This window comes from Paucibacter sp. KBW04, assembly GCF_003852425.1.
GTDB lineage: Bacteria > Pseudomonadota > Gammaproteobacteria > Burkholderiales > Burkholderiaceae_C > Paucibacter_A.
The window spans coordinates 307,815-323,841 of record NZ_QAJN01000008.1 but is presented as its reverse complement, the minus strand read 5'-3'; the positions used below and the strand labels follow the sequence as shown (position 1 = coordinate 323,841).

Sequence of the window (16,027 nt, the reverse complement as noted above, 5' to 3'; positions counted from 1 at the left end):
GCGAATTTTAGGCGGGCTCGATAACGGTGAGCGAGAGACTGCTCAGCCCCTCGATCTCGCCGGTGATCACATCGCCCGGCATGACCGGGCCCACGCCCTCGGGCGTGCCGGTGTAGATCAGATCACCCGGCTGCAAGTGGTAGAGCTGGGAGAGGTTGGCCACGATCTCGGGCACGTTCCAGATCATGTCGGCCAGATCGCCCTGCTGCTTCGTCACCCCATTAACCGCCAGGCTGATGCGGCCACGTGTGAGCGGCCCGGTCTCGCTGGCACGTACCAGCTCGCTGATGACGGCCGACTGCTCAAAGCCCTTGGCCGTGTCCCAGGGCCGGCCCGCCGCCTTGGACTCGGCCTGCAAATCGCGGCGCGTCATGTCCAGGCCCGCGGCATAGGCCCAGACCGCCGCCTGCGCGGCCTCAGGCCTAACTTTGAAAACCGGCGCGCCGATGGCGATCACCAACTCCATCTCGTAGTGGTAGTTTTGCGTGCCGGGCGGATAGGGCACGCTGCTGCCGGAAGGCGTCAGGGCGCTGGCCGGCTTGGTGAAGTAGAAAGGCGGCTCGCGGTCCGGGTCGCTGCCCATCTCGCGGGCATGAGCGGCGTAATTGCGGCCCACGCAGAAAATTCGGCTGACGGCATAACGGGCGCTGCTGCCGCGCACGGCCACACTGGCCTGCTCGGCCGGGGGGAAGACATAGTGAGTCATCGGAATCTGCCTTGCTCAGTGATGGAAAGTCTTGGGCGACGGTGAATAAGTCCCCGTGATGCGGCGCGCCCCGGTTCGGGATGACCAACAAGGCGCAAACCACAGCCATAGCCGCAGCTATGGCGAGGATTTGCAACGCCGTTGGGCGCCCGAAGCGGGGATGCGCAGCGCACGAGGGACTTGTTTAGCGTTGCCCTTGGGCAAAGCATACTTGCGCCCATGCGAAATTTCCCTTCCCTGCCGCTTGGCCTGAGTTTGAGCCTGGCCTTGGCCCTGAGCCTGGGCGGCTGCGCCAGCCGCGCGCCCAGCAAACCCACAGCTGGCGCCGTCAGCAAACGCCCCGCCCCGGCGCCCAACCCCGACAAAGACGGCCCCGAGGCCGTCATCCCAGCCAATCTGGACAAAGTGCCCAATGCCAGCCCGCAGCTGGAGTCCATACGCAAGGGCGGGCCCAACAAGCCCTACGAGGTGCTGGGCCAGCGCTACGAGCCCATCACCGAGGACAAGCCCCTGGTCGAAACCGGCCTGGCCTCCTGGTATGGCAAGAAATTTCACGGCCGCCCCACCTCCAGCGGCGAGATCTACAACATGTACGCCATGACCGGCGCCCATGCCACCATCCCCATCCCCAGCTATGCCCGGGTGCGCAACCCGGCCAATGGGCGCGAGGTGATTGTGCGCATCAATGACCGCGGGCCCTTCCACAAGGGCCGCATCATCGACCTCAGCTACACCGCCGCCCTCAAGCTGGGCGTACTGCACGGCGTGGCCAAGGTGGAGGTGGAGCGCATCACCTACGAAGACATTCGCAGCGGCGCCTGGCAGCGCAGCGGGGATGAAGCGCCTGTTTACGCCGCCGCCGAGCCGGTCGGCGCCCCCCAGCAGACCCGCACCGAGCAGCTGGCAGCGCCGCCTGCGGCCGCCCTGCCCGGCCCGGTGGCCGATGTGCCGGTCTCGGCCGGCAATCCGGCGCCCATGCCGCGGGTGGCGGCGCCGGGCTTTTGGATTCAGTTCGGTGCTTTCAGCCGGCTGGACGGGGCGGAGTCCTTCCGCAAGAAACTGGTGCAGGAGGCCGACTGGATGGCGCCGCTGCTGGCGGTGTTCAAGGACCGTGCCCTGCATCGCCTGCAAGCCGGCCCCTACGCCAGCCGCGAGGACGCGCGCCAGGCGGCCGAGCGGGTGCGCCAAGCCCTGGCGGTGGAGACGGTGGTGGTGGAGCGGCGCTAATGCCTATCAGGGCCGACCGAGGCCCAGCGAATCCGACCGATCCAGCCCTGGCTCAAGAGAGCGTGAATCCGTAACGAAACAGTTCACCGCGCTCTTGTGCAGAAGGGGTTGAGTTGTGATGATGGGGGGCAGCTCATGCCCGTTTGCCCCCTCCTCCTCGATGCCGCCTTTTGACGCCAACACCTTGATGCTGGTGATTGCCGTGTTCAACGGCTTCATGGCCTTTGTCTGGCTGGCGATGGGGCGTCTTTTCCGCATCGCTCCCCAGGCCAGCCTCTTGCTGCTTGCCGCAAACCTCGTTTCCATTCCCGGGCTCTACTGTCCCAGCTGCTCCAAGCTCTGGCCCCAAGCCCTGGGGCCTTGGATGAATGAGCTGCCCCTGGTGATCAGCATGGCCTTGCTGGCCCTGGGCGTGCGCAAGCTGATGCGCTTGCGCTTTCACTTCAGCACGCTGGGCCTGCTCACGGCGGGCGCGGTGCTGGGCAGCCTGCTGCTGAGCAGCTTGGGCCAGGCCGATGCGGGCCTGCTTGTGCTGTCACTGTGCATGAGCTTGCTGGCCCTGACGGCTTTTCGCGATGTGCTGGCGGGCCGGGTTGCCGAACAGCCGCTGCTGGTCACCCTGCTGCTGTGCATGCCCTATGCCTTGTGGGCCTTGATGATGTTGGGCCAGGCCCTGGCCTTGTCCTGGCTGCCGCAGTGGCGTGAGTGGTTTTTGCGTGAAGACCTGCCCAGCGTGCCCCTGGCCTGGACCGATCTCTTCATCGAGTTGTGCATAGGCATCAGCCTGGTAGGCATGGTGGTGGCACGCCTGATCGGCCGGGTCAAGCACATGACGCTGCGCGACGGCCTGACCGACACCCTCAACCGCCGCGCCCTCAGCGCCGAGCTGCGCCGCCTGCAAGCCCAGGTGGAACGCGGCCAGAGCCATTGCCTGGTGATGATCGATGTGGATCACTTCAAGCGCATCAACGACCAGCACGGCCATGCCTGCGGCGATGCCGCCCTGCGCCACCTGGTCCAGGTCTTGCGCGCCAATATGCGGGCGCTGGACCAGCTCGGTCGCATGGGGGGCGAGGAGTTCTGCCTGCTGCTGCCCCACACCGCCCTGGCCGATGCACAGATGGTGGCCGAACGCATGGCCCAGGCCCTGCGCAGCGAGCCCCTGCTGTGGCAGGGTCAGGCCTTGACCATGACGGCCAGCTTTGGCGTCATGCCCTGTTTGCAAGACGACCCCCAGGGCGACAAAACCCTGGCCATGGCCGACGACCTGCTCTACCGCGCCAAGGCCCAGGGCCGTGACCGTGTCTGCGCCGACGCCCCGGAACTGCGAGCCGCCACGCTATGAGCAGCAGCCCGCTCGCCGCCGACCCCTTCACGCTTTTGGCCGCCATGGTGCTGATTCTGTTACTGGCCAGCGTGTTCTGGGCCGCCATGGCCAGCTCCCTGAATGTGGTGCCCAAGGTTTCGGCCTGCATGGCCCTGTCCAATCTGCTGCTGGCCGGCTCCCTGGCCAGCCATGCCTTGCGCGGTGTAGCCCCGGATCTGCTGGCTTTTTGGGGTTCGGACGCCATGTCTCTGGCCGGTCTGGCGGCCTTGCGCGCCGGCATGCCGGCCTTGGGCCAAAAACCTCTGGCCTGGCGCAGCGGCCTGTTCATCTGGTTGTGCGCCGTCGCGGCGCTGGCGACGCTGCCCTATGTGGGGGATTTGCGGCCGCAAAGCCGCATCGTGTTCAGCGGCCTGGCCCTGCTGGCCTTGCTGGCCGGCCTGGACACCTGGCGGCAGCTGCGCACCCGCGTCAAGCCCGGGCTGAGCGCGCTATTGTCCGGGCCGCTCTTCATCATCTGTGCCCTGCTGGCGCAGCGCGCCCTGGCGACCTTCTCCCAGGGCGAGGCCTATGCCCCCGATCTGCTGGATGCCGATCGCGCCAATCTGACCTTTCTCTGGTCCAGCCTGGCCATGAATCTGGTCATCAATGCCACCCTGGCTTTTCTGGTGCTGATGAAGCTGATCCTGCAGATTCAGCTGCTGACCCGCCAGGACCCACTGACCCGGGTGCTGAACCGACGCGCTCTGCAAGAGGCCATCGAGACCGAACATCTGCGCCTGCAACGCGGCAAGCCCTATGCCCTGGTGATGATTGATATGGATCACTTCAAGCAGCTCAACGACAGCCTGGGCCATGCGGCCGGCGACGCCGCCTTGCAGCGCCTGGTCGAGGTGCTGGGGCATTCGGTACGCGATGTCGACAGGCTGGGCCGCATGGGCGGTGAGGAGTTCTGCGTGCTGCTGCCGCTGACCGATCTGGCTGGCGCGGCCCTGGTGGCGGAGCGCATGCGCTGGATGCTGGAGCAAAGCCAGTTCAGCTGGCAGGGCCGGTCTTGGCCGCTGACGGCCAGCTTTGGCATCGCCGAGGCCCAGCCCAGCGACGCCAACGCCGACGCGGTGCTGAACCGCGCCGATCAGGGCATGTACCGGGCCAAGGCCCAGGGCCGCAATCTGGTGCAGGCCCGCGATCTGGGCTGAGCCCGCGAAGCCCCGCTCAGGCCAGGGCGACGCGGTTGCGGCCCAGGTATTTGGCGCGGTACATGGCGCTCTCGGCACGCGCCACCAGCAGATCGGTGGCATAGGGCGGCGCATTGGCCAGGCCTATGCTCAGAGTCACATCCAGCTCGGGCGCCAGCTGGCTCCAGGGGAAACATTCCACCGCCTGGCGCAGGCGCTCGCAGACCTCGAAAGCGCGGTCGGCCACCGTGTCGGGCAGCACGACCAAAAACTCCTCGCCGGCCCAGCGCAGAAGCAGGTCGCTGCCGCGGGTGTTGTCGCGCAGCATCTGGGCCAACTCTTGCAAGACCCGGTCGGCCACGGCCGAGCCATGCTTCTCGTTGATGGACTTGAAGCGGTCCACATCAATCAAGGCCAGGGTCAGGGCACCGCCCTCCTGCTCGGCGCGGCGGATCAGGCCGGGCATGCGCGCCGCCATGCAGCGCAGATTGCCGAGGCCGGTGAGCGGGTCGCGCAAGAGGCTTTCGTCCTCCTCGGCAGCGGGCCGGCTCACCGGGCTACTGCTGGCCGGCGCTAGGTCCAGGGCTCGCTCGGCCTCCATACGGCTGAAGAAAAAGCGCGCCTGGGCCATCAGCTGGGTCACGCTGCGCTCACGCTCCAGGCCTTGGTAACACTCCAGATGGCCGAGGGCCGCTTCGATGCGCCCCAGGCGCTTGCAGGCGCGGTAGGCCGCATGGTGCAAGCGCATCGCGATATTGGCCTTGGCCCGGCCGGCCGATTCGGTCAGCACCTCGCTCAGGACGCGCATGGCCTGCTCGGCCTCGTCCTGGGCCAGGGCGATCTCGGCCTCGGTGCAGCGCATGCGCCAGATCAGGGCCACATAGCCAAACTCATGAGCATTGGCCAATGCCCCCTTCAAGAGCGCTTGCGCCGCCGCCAGCTCACCCTGGTGCAGCAAGATCTCCGCGCCATTGGCATCGCTCAGCGCCAGCAAATAGCTCTCACCCAAGGCCAGGGCATGGGGGCGTACGGCCTGGGCATGGTGGCTGCCGCGTTGCAAGGCCTCCTTGCGCTCGCGCTGATGCTCGGCCTGCTCGCTATGGCGCAGCAGATTGAACATGCCCAGGGCCACCGTGGCCAGATTGTTGTGCGAGACCATGCGCTCGTAGTCGCTGGCGGCCTCACCGAGCAAGGCAGCCGCCTCATTCATCAGGCGCTCGGCCTGCCAGGGGTCGCCCATGCGCTCCAGGCAGGCGCCCACCGCGTTCAAGGCCACGGCGATCAGGCGTTTGTCGCCCAGCTCACGGGCGCGGGCCAGGCTTTCGTTGACCGAGGCCAGCGCCTCCTCAAACAAACCCAGATCAGCGGCGGCAAAGGCCATCCAACGCAGCAACTCGCACAGACGCGGCGTGCTGCCCTGCTCGCGCAACATGGGCAGCAGCTTGTGGCTGGCGGCCAGCATTTCCTGCATCTCGCCACGCCGAAACAGGAAAAAGGCGCGCAAGCAGCCCGCCTCCAAATGTTCGGCCAGATAACCCTGTAGCCGAGCGGCATCCCAAGCCAGGCTGGCCAGATTCAGACCCAGCTCGACATTCGCCTGGCGCTGGGCGTTGGCCGCAGCCAACCATTGGTGGATTTGTTCGCAGGAAACCTCGCTGCCTTCGACTTCTTGCATGAGCGGCCTCTAGCCTCAACCTTGGCGGATCGCATAGGGTAGCCGAAGTCAGACGGCCATCCCCCTGCTTGTGGATGGCCCGCCACTCAAAGCAGGGGGTGTGCGCTGCTCGCCCGCCTGCTGCCGGGCCGAGCCGGCCTCAGCGGCTTTGCGGCATCACGAACTCGGCGCCCTTGGCCACGCTGGCGGGCCAGCGCTGCATGATGCTTTTTTGCTTGGTGTAGAAGCGCACGCCTTCCTCGCCATAGGCATGCATATCGCCGAACAAGCTCTTCTTCCAGCCGCCGAAACCATGCCAGGCCATGGGCACGGGGATGGGCACATTGATGCCCACCATGCCGACCTGGATGCGGCGGGCGAACTCGCGCGCCACATTGCCGTCGCTGGTGTAGCAGGCCACGCCGTTGCCAAACTCATGGGCGTTGACCAGATCCACCGCCTGGGCGAAGTCGTTCACGCGCACACAGGCCAGCACCGGGCCGAAGATTTCTTCCTTGTAGATGCGCATCTCGGGCTTGACGTGATCGAACAAGGTGCCACCGGTGAAGAAGCCGTTCTCAAAGCCCACCACCTTGTGACCGCGGCCGTCCACCACCAGGCTGGCACCCTCGGCCACGCCGGTGGCGATGTAGTTTTCGATGCGGTCGCGGGCTTCGGCCGTGACGATGGGGCCCATCTCGGCATCCAGCTCCATGCCGTTCTTGATCTTCAGGGCGTGGGCGCGCTCGGCCAGGCGAGGCACGATTTTGTCGGCCACATCGCCCACCAGCACCGCCACCGAGATGGCCATGCAGCGCTCACCGGCCGAGCCGTAAGCCGCGCCGATCAGGGCATCAATGGTTTGATCGATGTCGGCATCGGGCATCACCACCATATGGTTCTTGGCTCCGCCCAGAGCCTGCACCCGCTTGCCCTGCGCCGCGCCGGTTTGGTAGATGTATTGGGCGATGGGGGTGGAGCCCACAAAGCTCAGGGCCTTCACATCGGGGTGGTGCAGCAGGCCGTCGACGGCCAGCTTGTCGCCTTGCAAGACGTTGAACACGCCGTCCGGCAAGCCGGCCTGCTTGAGCAGATCGGCGACGAACAAGCTGGGCGAGGGGTCGCGCTCGCTGGGCTTCAAGATAAAGCAGTTGCCGGTCACCAAGGCCATGGGCGCCATCCACATCGGCACCATGAAGGGGAAGTTGAAGGGCGTCACGCCCGCCACCACGCCCAGGGGCTGGCGCAGGGTCCAGTTGTCCATGCCGGTGGAGACCTGGTCGGTGAAGTCACCCTTGAGCAGCTGGGGCGCGCCGCAGGCGAACTCCACGATGTCGATGCCGCGCGCCACTTCGCCCAGGGCGTCGGTAAAGACCTTGCCGTGCTCGGCGGTGATCATGGCGGCCAAGGCGTCCTTGTGCTGGTTGAGCAGCTCCAGGAACTTGAACATCACCCGCGCGCGGCGCAGCGGCGGCGCATCGGCCCAGGCCGGGAAGGCGGCTTGGGCAGCGGCGACAGCGGCGTTCACATCCTCCTGGCTGGCCAGCTGCACCTGGCGGGCGACGGCACCCGTCGTCGGGTTGTAGACGGCTTGGCTGCGGCCCGAGGTCGCGGCCTGCGGCTGGCCGTTGATGAAATGCGTCAGTGCGGCGCTGCTGGTGTAGGGGGCGGTGGGGTTGTTGCTCATCAAGGTCTCCAGGTTTGGCCTGAGTCTAGGCAGGGCCTGGTCTTCTGCCAATCCGCTTTCGCCGATTTGATTGTTCGATAAGATGAACAATCATGAAAACGCCAGCTCCCGAGATTCGCCACGACGTGCTGTGGGGCCAGCTCCACGCCTTGACCGTGATCGCCCAGCTGGGCAGCTTCACCAAGGCGGCACAGCGCCTGGGCCTGTCCAAGGCGGCGGTGAGCCAGCGCATCGCCGAGCTGGAGCGGGCCATGGGCCAGACCCTGGTGGCGCGCACCACCCGCTCGGTGCGCCTGAGCGAGGCCGGCCAGCGCCTGGTGGAAGAAACCGAGGCCAGTTTTGCCCACATCACCCGCAGCCTGGGCGCAGCGCGCGACGCCGTGGGCCAGGCGCGCGGCCTGATCCGCGTCACCGCGCCGGTGGCCCTGGGCCGCCAGCATGTGGCACCCTTGCTGAACAGTTTTTTTACCCGCTACCCCGAGATCCGGGTCGAGTTGGACCTGAGTGACCGCCTGGTGCCGCTGACGCAGGAAGGCTTTGATCTGGCCATCCGCCACACCAGCGCCCCGCCCGACACCCATGTGGCCTTCAAGCTCTGCAGCTCGCGTGCCCTGCTGGTGGCTAGCCCAGCCTATCTGCATGCAAACCCGGCACCACAGCACCCAGAGGATTTGGGCCAGCACGCCTGCCTGGCTTATTTACGGCCGGGGCCGGCGGTCTGGCTGTTTGAGCAGCGCTCAGCGAATGGGCAACGCCAGCGCATCCCAGTCCTTGGCCCGCTGCGCGCCAGCAATAGCGAGATCCTGCGTGACGCCGCCCTGGCCGGCTTGGGCCTGACACTCCTGCCCGACTTCACCGCGAGCCAGGCCCTGCAAGGTGGCGAGTTGGTCGAGGTCTTGAGTGACTGGCGGCCGGTGGGCTTTTTCGGCGACGCTGTTTATGCCATCCACCCCTGGAGCAGCACGACGCCACGGCCGGTCAAGCTGCTGATCGCGCATCTGCAGCAGGGCATGAAGAAGGGCTTCTGAGCCTGCGCTCGCGCCCAAAAAAGACGCCCAAACAGGCAGGCCGTTTGGGCGGAAGAAGTCCTGTTGAGGACATCGTTGGGTCAACTGAGCAGCGCCAGCGCTGCAATGGCTCGAACTCTAGAGAGGCGTTGACGCGCGGCCATCCCCAATCGGCGGGACAATACGGCCATGAGTTCACCCAAGCCCCCACGCTCGCCTTCCCAACACCGACCGGCCGCCGGCCGCCCCGGCGGCGCACGCCCTGGCCAGCGCCCTGGCCAACACGCAGGCGCGCGCCCGGCCCAGGCGGCCAAGCCTGCTCCTGCAGCCAAGCCGCAGATTCAGCCGCTCAGCGAGGCGGAGATGGCGCAACTCGAGCAAATGTTGGACCGCGTGCCTGCGCCGCTGGAGCCGCTGGATATTTCCATGCTGGACGGCTATCTGGTCGGGGTGCTGCTGCAGCCCAAGGCCGTGCAGGCCTTTCAGTGGACGCGCTATGTGCTGGACAGCGAGGGCCGCCCTGCCCCCGCCGGCTTTGACAGCCGCGAGCTGCTGAGCCTGGTCAAGCGTCGCTACCAGGAGCTGAACCAGGCCATCGTCGATCGCCAATGGTTCGATCCCTGGGTGTTTGAGCTGGCCTTCGACGAAGAAGACGAAGAGGCCGATGACGACGCCAACCCCTCCGAGGTAGTCTTCTCCTGGGTGGCGGGCTTTGCCCTGGCCACCGACGTCTTCCCTGATCTGCTGCGCGAGGACGCGGCCGATCTGCTGGAGCCCCTGGCCACCCTCTTCATGCATCTGGACCCCGAGGATCTGGAAGACGCGGACGATCTGTTGGAAGAGATCGAGACCCTGGAGCCGCCCAAAGATGTAAGCGAAGCGGTCGAAGGCTTGGTCGTCGCCACGCTGATGCTGGCCGATATCAGCCGCCCACAGCCTCGCGCCGCCGCGCCTCAGCGCCCACCGGCGCGGCGTGGGCCGCCGCCGCGCGGCCGCTACTGAAATTCGATTGAAAGCAAAAGGGCCGCATGATGCGGCCCTTTTGCTTGGCAAACGCCTGTATCAGCGCGCAAACAAGCGCGCCGCGTGCAGGCCCAAGCCCGTGGCCACCGAGGCGAAACGGTCACCGCGCACCAGGGTGGCTTGGGGGTAGTCGGCCGCGATGCGCTCGGCCAACAGGCGCAGGCCGGTGGAGCCGCCGGTGAAATAGAGCGCGTTGATCTGCTCGGGCTTCAGGCCGGCCTGGGTCACGGTCTCGCGGCCGGCCTGGACGATGCGGTTGATATCGCCATCCAAGGCCGCCACCGCCACTTGTTCCGACAGCTCAATCTTCAGCCCGTTCTCGACCACACCCAGGTCGATGACGGTGTCGCCGCCCCCGGAGACGGCGATCTTGGCGCCCTCGGCGCGCGCCGCTAACTCATGGCCCAGATGGTCTTCCACCACCGTCATCAGGCGCTGGTGATGCTGCAGATTGCCATAGAAGCTGCGCATATTGCGCAGCTCGGCGACGCGCTGCGGGCTGTAGACGGTGTTGATCAGATGCCAGGTGGCGAGGTCGAAGTAGACGCCGCTGGGCACTTCGCGCGCGGGCGAACCCACCCGCTCCGGGCCCAGGGAGCGGTAGCCGAACTCGCGCAGCACGCTGGCCAGCTCGACATGGCGGTCGAAGTCGGTACCGGCGATGTGGACGCCATGATTGGCCAGGATGTCGTCGCGGCGGTCCAGGCGCTGGGCGCGCTGTGGCCCCACACGGACGACGGAAAAGTCCGAGGTACCACCGCCGATGTCGGCCACCAACACGATCTGCTCGCTGCTGCACTGGCTTTCAAAGTCGAAGGCGGCGGCAATGGGTTCGAACTGGAAATGCACCTCGTCAAATCCGGCCGCATGCGCAGCCGCCTCCAGCGAGGCCTGGGCCGCCGCGTCACGCGCGGGCTCACCGTCCACAAAAAACACCGGCCGGCCCAGCACCACCTTGTTCAGCGGCGCGGCGGCGCCGGCGGCCAGAGCCTTGCTGCGCAGACGCTTCAAGTAACCGGCCAGGATGTCGGCATACTTAACGCCACGGCCACCGCCCACATCGGTGGTTTGGTCGATCAGGCCCGAGCCCAGAATGCTCTTCATCGAGCGCATCAAGCGCCCGTCCGCCCCCTCAATGTACGCCGCCACGGCCGCGCGGCCGAAGGCACGCGGCGGGCCGTCGGCATCATGCTTGCCGTCGACGTAATAAAACACTGCCGTGGGCATGGTCAGATGGCCGGGCTCCAGTTCCACCAGGGCCATGGGCGACTGGCTCACGTCCAGCTGCGCCGCACCGCCGGCCGCACGCGGGATGGCGATGGCCGAGTTGGAGGTGCCAAAGTCAATGGCGCAGAAAGAGGCGGATTGCGGGACGGATGAACTCATGGAGGCGGCAGCAGGCGCAGGCAGGAGCCTGCGCGAAAGACGGGAGAGGGGGCGCGGATTGTAGCGGCCGACGCCTTTTTTCCCGATCTGCCTAAGCCGACCCGCGCCCGGCCATGGGCTTTGAAGCTTAGGCCTTGGGGCCGTAGAAGGTGAAGTCCATCTCCGGGCGGCGACCCGCCATCAGCTCGGCCAGGGCCAGGCCGGAGCCGGCACCATGGGTCCAGCCCAGGGTGCCGTGGCCGGCATTGATCCACAGATTGCTCGCCTTGCGGCTGCGGCCGATATAGGGGATGTTGGTCGGCGTGCTGGGGCGCAGGCCGGTCCAGTAATTGCGCTCGCTCAGATCGGCCACGCCGGGGAAGAGCTCTTCATAACGGCGCACCAGGGCGTCGCAGCGCACCTTGGCCGTGGGGCTGTTCAAGTTGGTGTCAAAGCCCACCAGCTCGGCCGTGCCGGCAATGCGGATGCTGTCGCCCAGGCGGGAGATGGCGATCTTGCGGGTGTCGTCCAAGAGACTGACCACGCTGGCGGCCTCGGGCTTCTTGAGCTTCAGGGTGGCGGAATAGCCCTTGGCCGGATAGATATTGAGGAACTCGCCCAAGGGCTTGACCAGGGCCGGGGTGTAGGAACCCATGGCCGCCACAAAGGCGTCGGCCTTGAGGTTTTGCTTGGCGCCCGTCAGCAAGGAGGCGATCTGCACTTGGTCGATGGCATCGCCCTGGCGGGAAAGCGCCAGCACATCGTGTTCCCACAGGAACTGGGCGCCGCGCGCTTGGCAGAGCTGGGCCAGCTTCTGGGTGAAGACCTTGGCATCGCCCGACTCATCGCTGGGCGTGAAGGTGCCGCCGTGGATGTTCGCGCCAAACGCGGCCAAGGCCGGCTCGACCTTCAAGACCTCCTCGCGATTCAAGACGCGGCGATCCACACCGTGGCGACGCATCACCTCGGCACCGGCCGCACCCGCTTCAAAGTCGGCCTGCGAGGAGAAGAAGTGCAGGATGCCGCGCTCCAAGCGCTCAAATTCAATACCGGTCTTGGCCGCCAGAACCTTGTGGCTGGCGTGGCTGTAGCGGCCCAGCTGGACGAGCTGCTCCACATTGCGTTCGAAGGCGGCCGTGGTGCACTGGGTCAGAAAGGACAGGCCCCAGATCCACTGCTTGGGGTCCAGCTTGGGGCGGAACAGCAGGGGCGAATCGTCGCGCAAAAGCCATTTGGCAACCTTGAAGGGCGCACCAGCATTGGCCCAGGGCTCGCAGAAGCTGACGGAGATTTGCGCGCCGTTGGCAAAGCTGGTCTCCAGGGCGGCGTCTTTCTGCCGGTCCACGACGATCACCTCATGGCCCTGCTCCAGCAAATACCAGGCAGTGCTCACGCCGATGATTCCGGCTCCCAGGACGACGACTTTCATTGCGATAACTCCAAAGACTTAGATTTCAAGAATTCTTTTCGGCTCAGGCCACCGGCTTTAAAGCCAGTTGCAAGCCCAAGACAAGCATCAGCACAGCCACCATGGCGTCGATGGCGCGCCAGACCCAGGGCTTGCGCAGGGCATCGGCGGCCGCGGCGGCGCCAAAGCCCAGCAGGCTGAACCACATCAGCGAGGCCAGGCTGGCGCCCAGGGCGAAGGCCCAGCGCTGTTCGGCGGCGATCTGCGCCCCCAAAGTGCCCAGCAAGACCACCGTGTCTAGATAGACATGGGGGTTCAAAAAGGTCAGCGCGGCGGCAGTCAGCAGGGTGGCGCGCAATGCGGCGGCGTTCGCGCCCGCCTGCAAGGCGGCCCCGCCGACCCAAGCTCTTTGGGCGGCGCGCAGGCCGTACAGAATCAAGAAGACGGCGCCGCCCCAGCGAAACAGATTCAAGACCAGGGGGCTGCTGGCGATCACGGCGCCCAGGCCGAACACGCCCAGGCAGATCAGCAGCACATCAGAGAGGGTGCAGAAGAACACTACCGGCGCCACATGGCTGCGCATCAAGCCTTGGCGCAGGACCAAGGCGTTCTGCGCGCCAATCGCCATGATCAAGCTGGCCCCGGTGAGCCAGCCTTGCATCAGCGCATTGAATGGAAGGGGCTGCTCGGGTGTCATTGGGCGCGGATTGTGGCCATGATCAGGGCAAACTAGAAGGCGGATTCATATCTCTAGTCGTACATTAGCCAGACTTATGAAAGACCTCGATTCGTCCGCCCTCGATTGCCTGGCCGCCCTGGCCGATGAACGCAGCTTCGAGCGGGCCGCCCAACGCCTGGCCATCACCCAAAGCGCCGTTTCCCAGCGCCTGCGCAGCCTGGAGTCGCAAGTCGGCCAGCTGCTGGTGGTGCGCTCGCGGCCGCTGCGCCTGACCGAGCCGGGCAAGGTGCTTTTGCGCTATGCCCGCCAGCTGCAAGCCATGCGTACCGATATGGCCCGCGAACTGGGCAGCCGGGTTTCGGCCAATGAGCGCATTGGCATCGCCGTCAATGCCGACAGCCTGGCCACCTGGGTGCTGCCTGCCCTGGACGGCGTTGTGCAAACCGGTTTGAAAGAAGGCTTTGGCCTGGAGTTGGTGGTGGACGACCAGGACTTCACCCACGACTGGCTGCGCCAAGGCGAGGTCTTGGGCTGCGTCAGCACGGTGCGCCAGGCCTTGCGTGGCTGTGTGGTGCAAGCCCTGGGCGTGATGCGCTATGTGGCCGTGGTGAGCCCGGCTTATCTGCAGGCCCGGCTGCCAGCGGGCCTGAGCGAATCCAGCTTCGCCAACACGCCATTCCTGGTCTACAACCGCAAGGACGACACGCCAGCCCTCTGGGTCAGCAAGGCCCTGGGCCTGCGCAGCCCGCGCTTGCAGGAGCGCTATGTACCTTCCAGCGAAGGCATTGTCCGCGCCGCCCTGATGGGATGGGGGGTGGGCGTGGTGCCCGAGTTGCAGGTGCGCGAACTGGTGAGCCGGGGCGAGCTGATTCAACTACGACCCGAGGTGGGCGTGGACGTGGCCCTGTTCTGGCATCAGTGGAAGCTCTTGTCGGAGTCCTCCTCCGCGCCGGCCCGAGTGGCCTTGCTGGACTTGATCGGTCAAGCCCTGGCGGCGGGGGCCAAGACGGCCTTGGCTTGAGCGGGCGCCAGCCGACAAAAGGGGGCCGCGTGACATTTTGCCAACTAGGCTCAAATTCACCCCCAGCTTAGGGATTCGAGATCGAGCCGTCTGTCGCACACTGAACTCGCCAAGACTAGATCGCAATAAAAGCGGCGCTCGGAGTAGTTCAGAGACAAGCGAGGTTTGATATGCGATTCACGCCATCACTGCGTTTTTTCCGCCGCAATCCGGCCACCTCGCCCGACGCCGACCCTGCCGATATGGGCACTGCCTTCGGCATGGAAGCGAGCCTGGACGGCAGCGAAGACTACCGCTACGCCAGCGCCGAGCCCGAACTGGAGTCTCAACGCCTGGCGCGCACGCAAGAGTCACCACTGGCCTGGCTGAGCGCCAAGCGGCATAACTGATCAGATCGCTAGCGCGACTTACTCGCTCAGCGGATCAGCAGCACGGGGGTGCTGCAATTGGCCATGACCTTGGTGGCCACCGAGCCCAGCACCAGATTGCGCAGGGCGCTCTGGCCATGCGAGCCCAGGATCAGCAGATCAAAGTCGCCTTTTTCGGCGGTGGCGGCGATCACCTCACCGGCCGCGCCGACCTTGGTCACAAACTCGGCCTGAATCTTTTGCTTCTTGAAGAAGGTGCGCAGGGTCTTCAAGACCTTCTCGCTTTCGTCTTCGTAGTAGCCCTTCAGGACTTCCTTGTCCAGCACAGCAGCAGCGCGCGGCGGCACGGCGGGCACCACATGCAATACCGTGTACTGGTGGGCATCGCCCAGCCATTCATCATGGGCGGCCAAATAGGCCAACATGCGCTTGGTGTAACTGCTGCCGTCAACGGGTACGAGAATCTTCATGGACTTTGCCTCCTTCGCTAAACCATTAGCGTGTGGGCAGTCTGGCAGGATTCAAGCCGCTGCGCTTGATCCGCATCAATCAAAAACAGAGATCCGTGCGCGTGGCGTAAAACCCGCCGGCTCGCCCTTGCGGGCATGACCACGGGCATTGCAGATCACCCGGGTCGATGAGCCATCTGCGTTTGGCACACGATAGTCGTTCTGGAAATGCAGATGGCCATGCAGCCACAGGCGGGCGCCGGGCAGCAAGGCTTCGTCATCGTTGCAAAAGCTGGCCGTGCCCGGTTGCTTGCCGTAGCGCGGGTCGGCGCTGCGCAGCGAGGGTGCGAAATGGGTGATGACCACGGTGGCCTCCCAGTCCGGGCCCTGCTCGCCCAAGCTCAGCTCGGCGGCCAGCCAGTCGCGGCAACGCAGGCCTTCCTCACGCACGGCGGCGGCATCGAAGGGCGAGCCATTGCGGCTGGCGCCCATCACCTTTTGAAAGTAACCGGCGGCCCGCATGGCGCGCTCGCGCTGGCTTTCGCCAAAGGTGTCGAAATCGCTCCAGCGCGTGCTGCCCAGAAAACGCACCCGCCGGCGCTGGGCGTCGCTGCGGATGCAGCTGCTGTTGTCCAGCAGGGTGAAGCCCAGTTGTGCGGACAAGTCGCGCAAGCCCGCCCGGGCCGCATCGAAATCACGCTGGTCGTACTCATGATTGCCCGGCACGAACAAGACCGGCACAGGCCAGTCCTTGAAGCGATGCAAGGCCTGCCAGCCGCTGTCGATATCGCCGGCCAGCACCAATAGCTCCGCGCCCTCGGCCGGCTCAGGGTCGAAGGCCTCGGTCTCCAGGTGGAGGTCGGAGAGGAGTTGGAGGTGCATGAAGGGGGAAGCTCAACTGACCCGAACGAGGGGCGGGCAAAGTTGAGAT

At 65.9% G+C, this 16,027-nt stretch carries 15 protein-coding genes; 7 read left to right on the top strand and 8 right to left on the bottom strand.

Annotated elements, in window-relative coordinates:
• Window positions 1-7: 7 nt before the first annotated feature.
• Entirely contained in the window at window positions 8-706 is a 699-nt protein-coding gene (locus tag DBR47_RS11175) for a fumarylacetoacetate hydrolase family protein (RefSeq protein WP_124449926.1), read from the bottom strand.
• Window positions 707-925: 219 nt separating this feature from the next.
• Here DBR47_RS11175 and DBR47_RS11170 point away from each other — a divergent pair, with 219 nt between their 5' ends.
• The 3 genes from DBR47_RS11170 (at window position 926) to DBR47_RS11160 (ending at window position 4,456) form a co-directional block, all read left to right on the top strand.
• A complete protein-coding gene (locus DBR47_RS11170; RefSeq protein WP_124449925.1) occupies window positions 926-1,933 on the top strand; it encodes a septal ring lytic transglycosylase RlpA family protein in 1,008 nt (335 codons plus the stop codon).
• 160 nt (window positions 1,934-2,093) lie between these two features.
• On the top strand, window positions 2,094-3,278 hold the full coding sequence (locus tag DBR47_RS11165; protein ID WP_197047005.1) for a GGDEF domain-containing protein: 1,185 nt from the start codon (window positions 2,094-2,096) through the stop codon (window positions 3,276-3,278).
• On the top strand, window positions 3,275-4,456 hold the full coding sequence (locus DBR47_RS11160) for a diguanylate cyclase (RefSeq protein WP_124449921.1): 1,182 nt from the start codon (window positions 3,275-3,277) through the stop codon (window positions 4,454-4,456). Before DBR47_RS11165 ends, DBR47_RS11160 begins: the two co-directional genes overlap by 4 nt.
• 16 nt (window positions 4,457-4,472) lie before the next feature.
• Here the strand turns inward: DBR47_RS11160 and DBR47_RS11155 are convergent, their stop codons facing one another.
• Together DBR47_RS11155 and DBR47_RS11150 are read right to left on the bottom strand one after the other, a co-directional pair.
• Window positions 4,473-6,110 carry a tetratricopeptide repeat-containing diguanylate cyclase gene (locus tag DBR47_RS11155; RefSeq protein ID WP_124449919.1) on the bottom strand — a complete coding sequence of 546 codons (1,638 nt, stop codon included), beginning with the start codon at window positions 6,108-6,110 and terminating at the stop codon, window positions 4,473-4,475.
• A 139-nt stretch (window positions 6,111-6,249) separates the two neighbouring features.
• Window positions 6,250-7,776 carry a CoA-acylating methylmalonate-semialdehyde dehydrogenase gene (locus DBR47_RS11150; RefSeq protein WP_124449917.1) on the bottom strand — a complete coding sequence of 509 codons (1,527 nt, stop codon included), beginning with the start codon at window positions 7,774-7,776 and terminating at the stop codon, window positions 6,250-6,252.
• A 92-nt stretch (window positions 7,777-7,868) separates the two neighbouring features.
• Between DBR47_RS11150 and DBR47_RS11145 the strand changes: the two genes are divergently transcribed.
• Both DBR47_RS11145 and DBR47_RS11140 read left to right on the top strand, forming a co-directional pair.
• Entirely contained in the window at window positions 7,869-8,804 is a 936-nt protein-coding gene (locus DBR47_RS11145; RefSeq protein ID WP_124449915.1) for a LysR family transcriptional regulator, read from the top strand.
• 168 nt (window positions 8,805-8,972) lie between these two features.
• Complete coding sequence (locus DBR47_RS11140) at window positions 8,973-9,785, top strand: YecA family protein (protein WP_231512253.1); 813 nt, start codon at window positions 8,973-8,975, stop codon at window positions 9,783-9,785.
• Window positions 9,786-9,845: 60 nt separating this feature from the next.
• On the opposite strand, the gene DBR47_RS11135 is transcribed toward DBR47_RS11140, so the two are convergent.
• The 3 genes from DBR47_RS11135 to DBR47_RS11125 all read right to left on the bottom strand — a co-directional run bounded on the left by DBR47_RS11135 (window position 9,846) and on the right by DBR47_RS11125 (window position 13,240).
• Window positions 9,846-11,192 (bottom strand): Hsp70 family protein, encoded by a 1,347-nt coding sequence (locus DBR47_RS11135; protein ID WP_124449913.1) that lies wholly within the window; start codon window positions 11,190-11,192, stop codon window positions 9,846-9,848.
• Window positions 11,193-11,319: 127 nt separating this feature from the next.
• The gene (locus DBR47_RS11130) at window positions 11,320-12,600 is read right to left on the bottom strand and encodes a D-amino acid dehydrogenase (protein ID WP_124449911.1); all 1,281 of its coding nucleotides are present in this window, start codon (window positions 12,598-12,600) and stop codon (window positions 11,320-11,322) included.
• Between the two features lie 43 nt (window positions 12,601-12,643).
• Entirely contained in the window at window positions 12,644-13,240 is a 597-nt protein-coding gene (locus tag DBR47_RS11125) for a LysE/ArgO family amino acid transporter (protein WP_231512252.1), read from the bottom strand.
• 112 nt (window positions 13,241-13,352) lie between these two features.
• Between DBR47_RS11125 and DBR47_RS11120 the strand changes: the two genes are divergently transcribed.
• On the top strand, window positions 13,353-14,279 hold the full coding sequence (locus DBR47_RS11120; protein ID WP_124449907.1) for a LysR family transcriptional regulator ArgP: 927 nt from the start codon (window positions 13,353-13,355) through the stop codon (window positions 14,277-14,279).
• Window positions 14,280-14,449: 170 nt separating this feature from the next.
• Window positions 14,450-14,668: a hypothetical protein gene (locus DBR47_RS11115; protein WP_124449905.1), complete on the top strand. Its 219-nt coding sequence runs from the start codon at window positions 14,450-14,452 to the stop codon at window positions 14,666-14,668.
• 26 nt (window positions 14,669-14,694) lie between these two features.
• Here DBR47_RS11115 and DBR47_RS11110 read toward each other — a convergent pair whose 3' ends face one another.
• Both DBR47_RS11110 and DBR47_RS11105 read right to left on the bottom strand, forming a co-directional pair.
• Window positions 14,695-15,117, bottom strand: a complete 423-nt coding sequence (locus DBR47_RS11110; protein WP_124449903.1) for a universal stress protein — start codon at window positions 15,115-15,117, stop codon at window positions 14,695-14,697.
• Between the two features lie 75 nt (window positions 15,118-15,192).
• Window positions 15,193-15,978: a metallophosphoesterase gene (locus DBR47_RS11105; RefSeq protein ID WP_124449901.1), complete on the bottom strand. Its 786-nt coding sequence runs from the start codon at window positions 15,976-15,978 to the stop codon at window positions 15,193-15,195.
• Between the last annotated feature and the right edge of the window lie 49 nt (window positions 15,979-16,027).

What these genes read in the sequence shown, in the direction of transcription:
- DBR47_RS11155 (WP_124449919.1), bottom strand. Translation starts at nt 6,110, where the DNA reads ATGCAAGAAGTCGAAGGCAGCGAGGTTTCCTGCGAACAAATCCACCAA.
- DBR47_RS11150 (WP_124449917.1), bottom strand. Translation starts at nt 7,776, where the DNA reads ATGAGCAACAACCCCACCGCCCCCTACACCAGCAGCGCCGCACTGACG.
- DBR47_RS11130 (WP_124449911.1), bottom strand. Translation starts at nt 12,600, where the DNA reads ATGAAAGTCGTCGTCCTGGGAGCCGGAATCATCGGCGTGAGCACTGCC.
- DBR47_RS11115 (WP_124449905.1), top strand. Translation starts at nt 14,450, where the DNA reads ATGCGATTCACGCCATCACTGCGTTTTTTCCGCCGCAATCCGGCCACC.
- DBR47_RS11170 (WP_124449925.1), top strand. Translation starts at nt 926, where the DNA reads ATGCGAAATTTCCCTTCCCTGCCGCTTGGCCTGAGTTTGAGCCTGGCC.
- DBR47_RS11175 (WP_124449926.1), bottom strand. Translation starts at nt 706, where the DNA reads ATGACTCACTATGTCTTCCCCCCGGCCGAGCAGGCCAGTGTGGCCGTG.
- DBR47_RS11145 (WP_124449915.1), top strand. Translation starts at nt 7,869, where the DNA reads ATGAAAACGCCAGCTCCCGAGATTCGCCACGACGTGCTGTGGGGCCAG.
- DBR47_RS11125 (WP_231512252.1), bottom strand. Translation starts at nt 13,240, where the DNA reads ATGCAAGGCTGGCTCACCGGGGCCAGCTTGATCATGGCGATTGGCGCG.
- DBR47_RS11165 (WP_197047005.1), top strand. Translation starts at nt 2,094, where the DNA reads ATGCCGCCTTTTGACGCCAACACCTTGATGCTGGTGATTGCCGTGTTC.
- DBR47_RS11120 (WP_124449907.1), top strand. Translation starts at nt 13,353, where the DNA reads ATGAAAGACCTCGATTCGTCCGCCCTCGATTGCCTGGCCGCCCTGGCC.
- DBR47_RS11140 (WP_231512253.1), top strand. Translation starts at nt 8,973, where the DNA reads ATGAGTTCACCCAAGCCCCCACGCTCGCCTTCCCAACACCGACCGGCC.
- DBR47_RS11135 (WP_124449913.1), bottom strand. Translation starts at nt 11,192, where the DNA reads ATGAGTTCATCCGTCCCGCAATCCGCCTCTTTCTGCGCCATTGACTTT.
- DBR47_RS11110 (WP_124449903.1), bottom strand. Translation starts at nt 15,117, where the DNA reads ATGAAGATTCTCGTACCCGTTGACGGCAGCAGTTACACCAAGCGCATG.
- DBR47_RS11160 (WP_124449921.1), top strand. Translation starts at nt 3,275, where the DNA reads ATGAGCAGCAGCCCGCTCGCCGCCGACCCCTTCACGCTTTTGGCCGCC.
- DBR47_RS11105 (WP_124449901.1), bottom strand. Translation starts at nt 15,978, where the DNA reads ATGCACCTCCAACTCCTCTCCGACCTCCACCTGGAGACCGAGGCCTTC.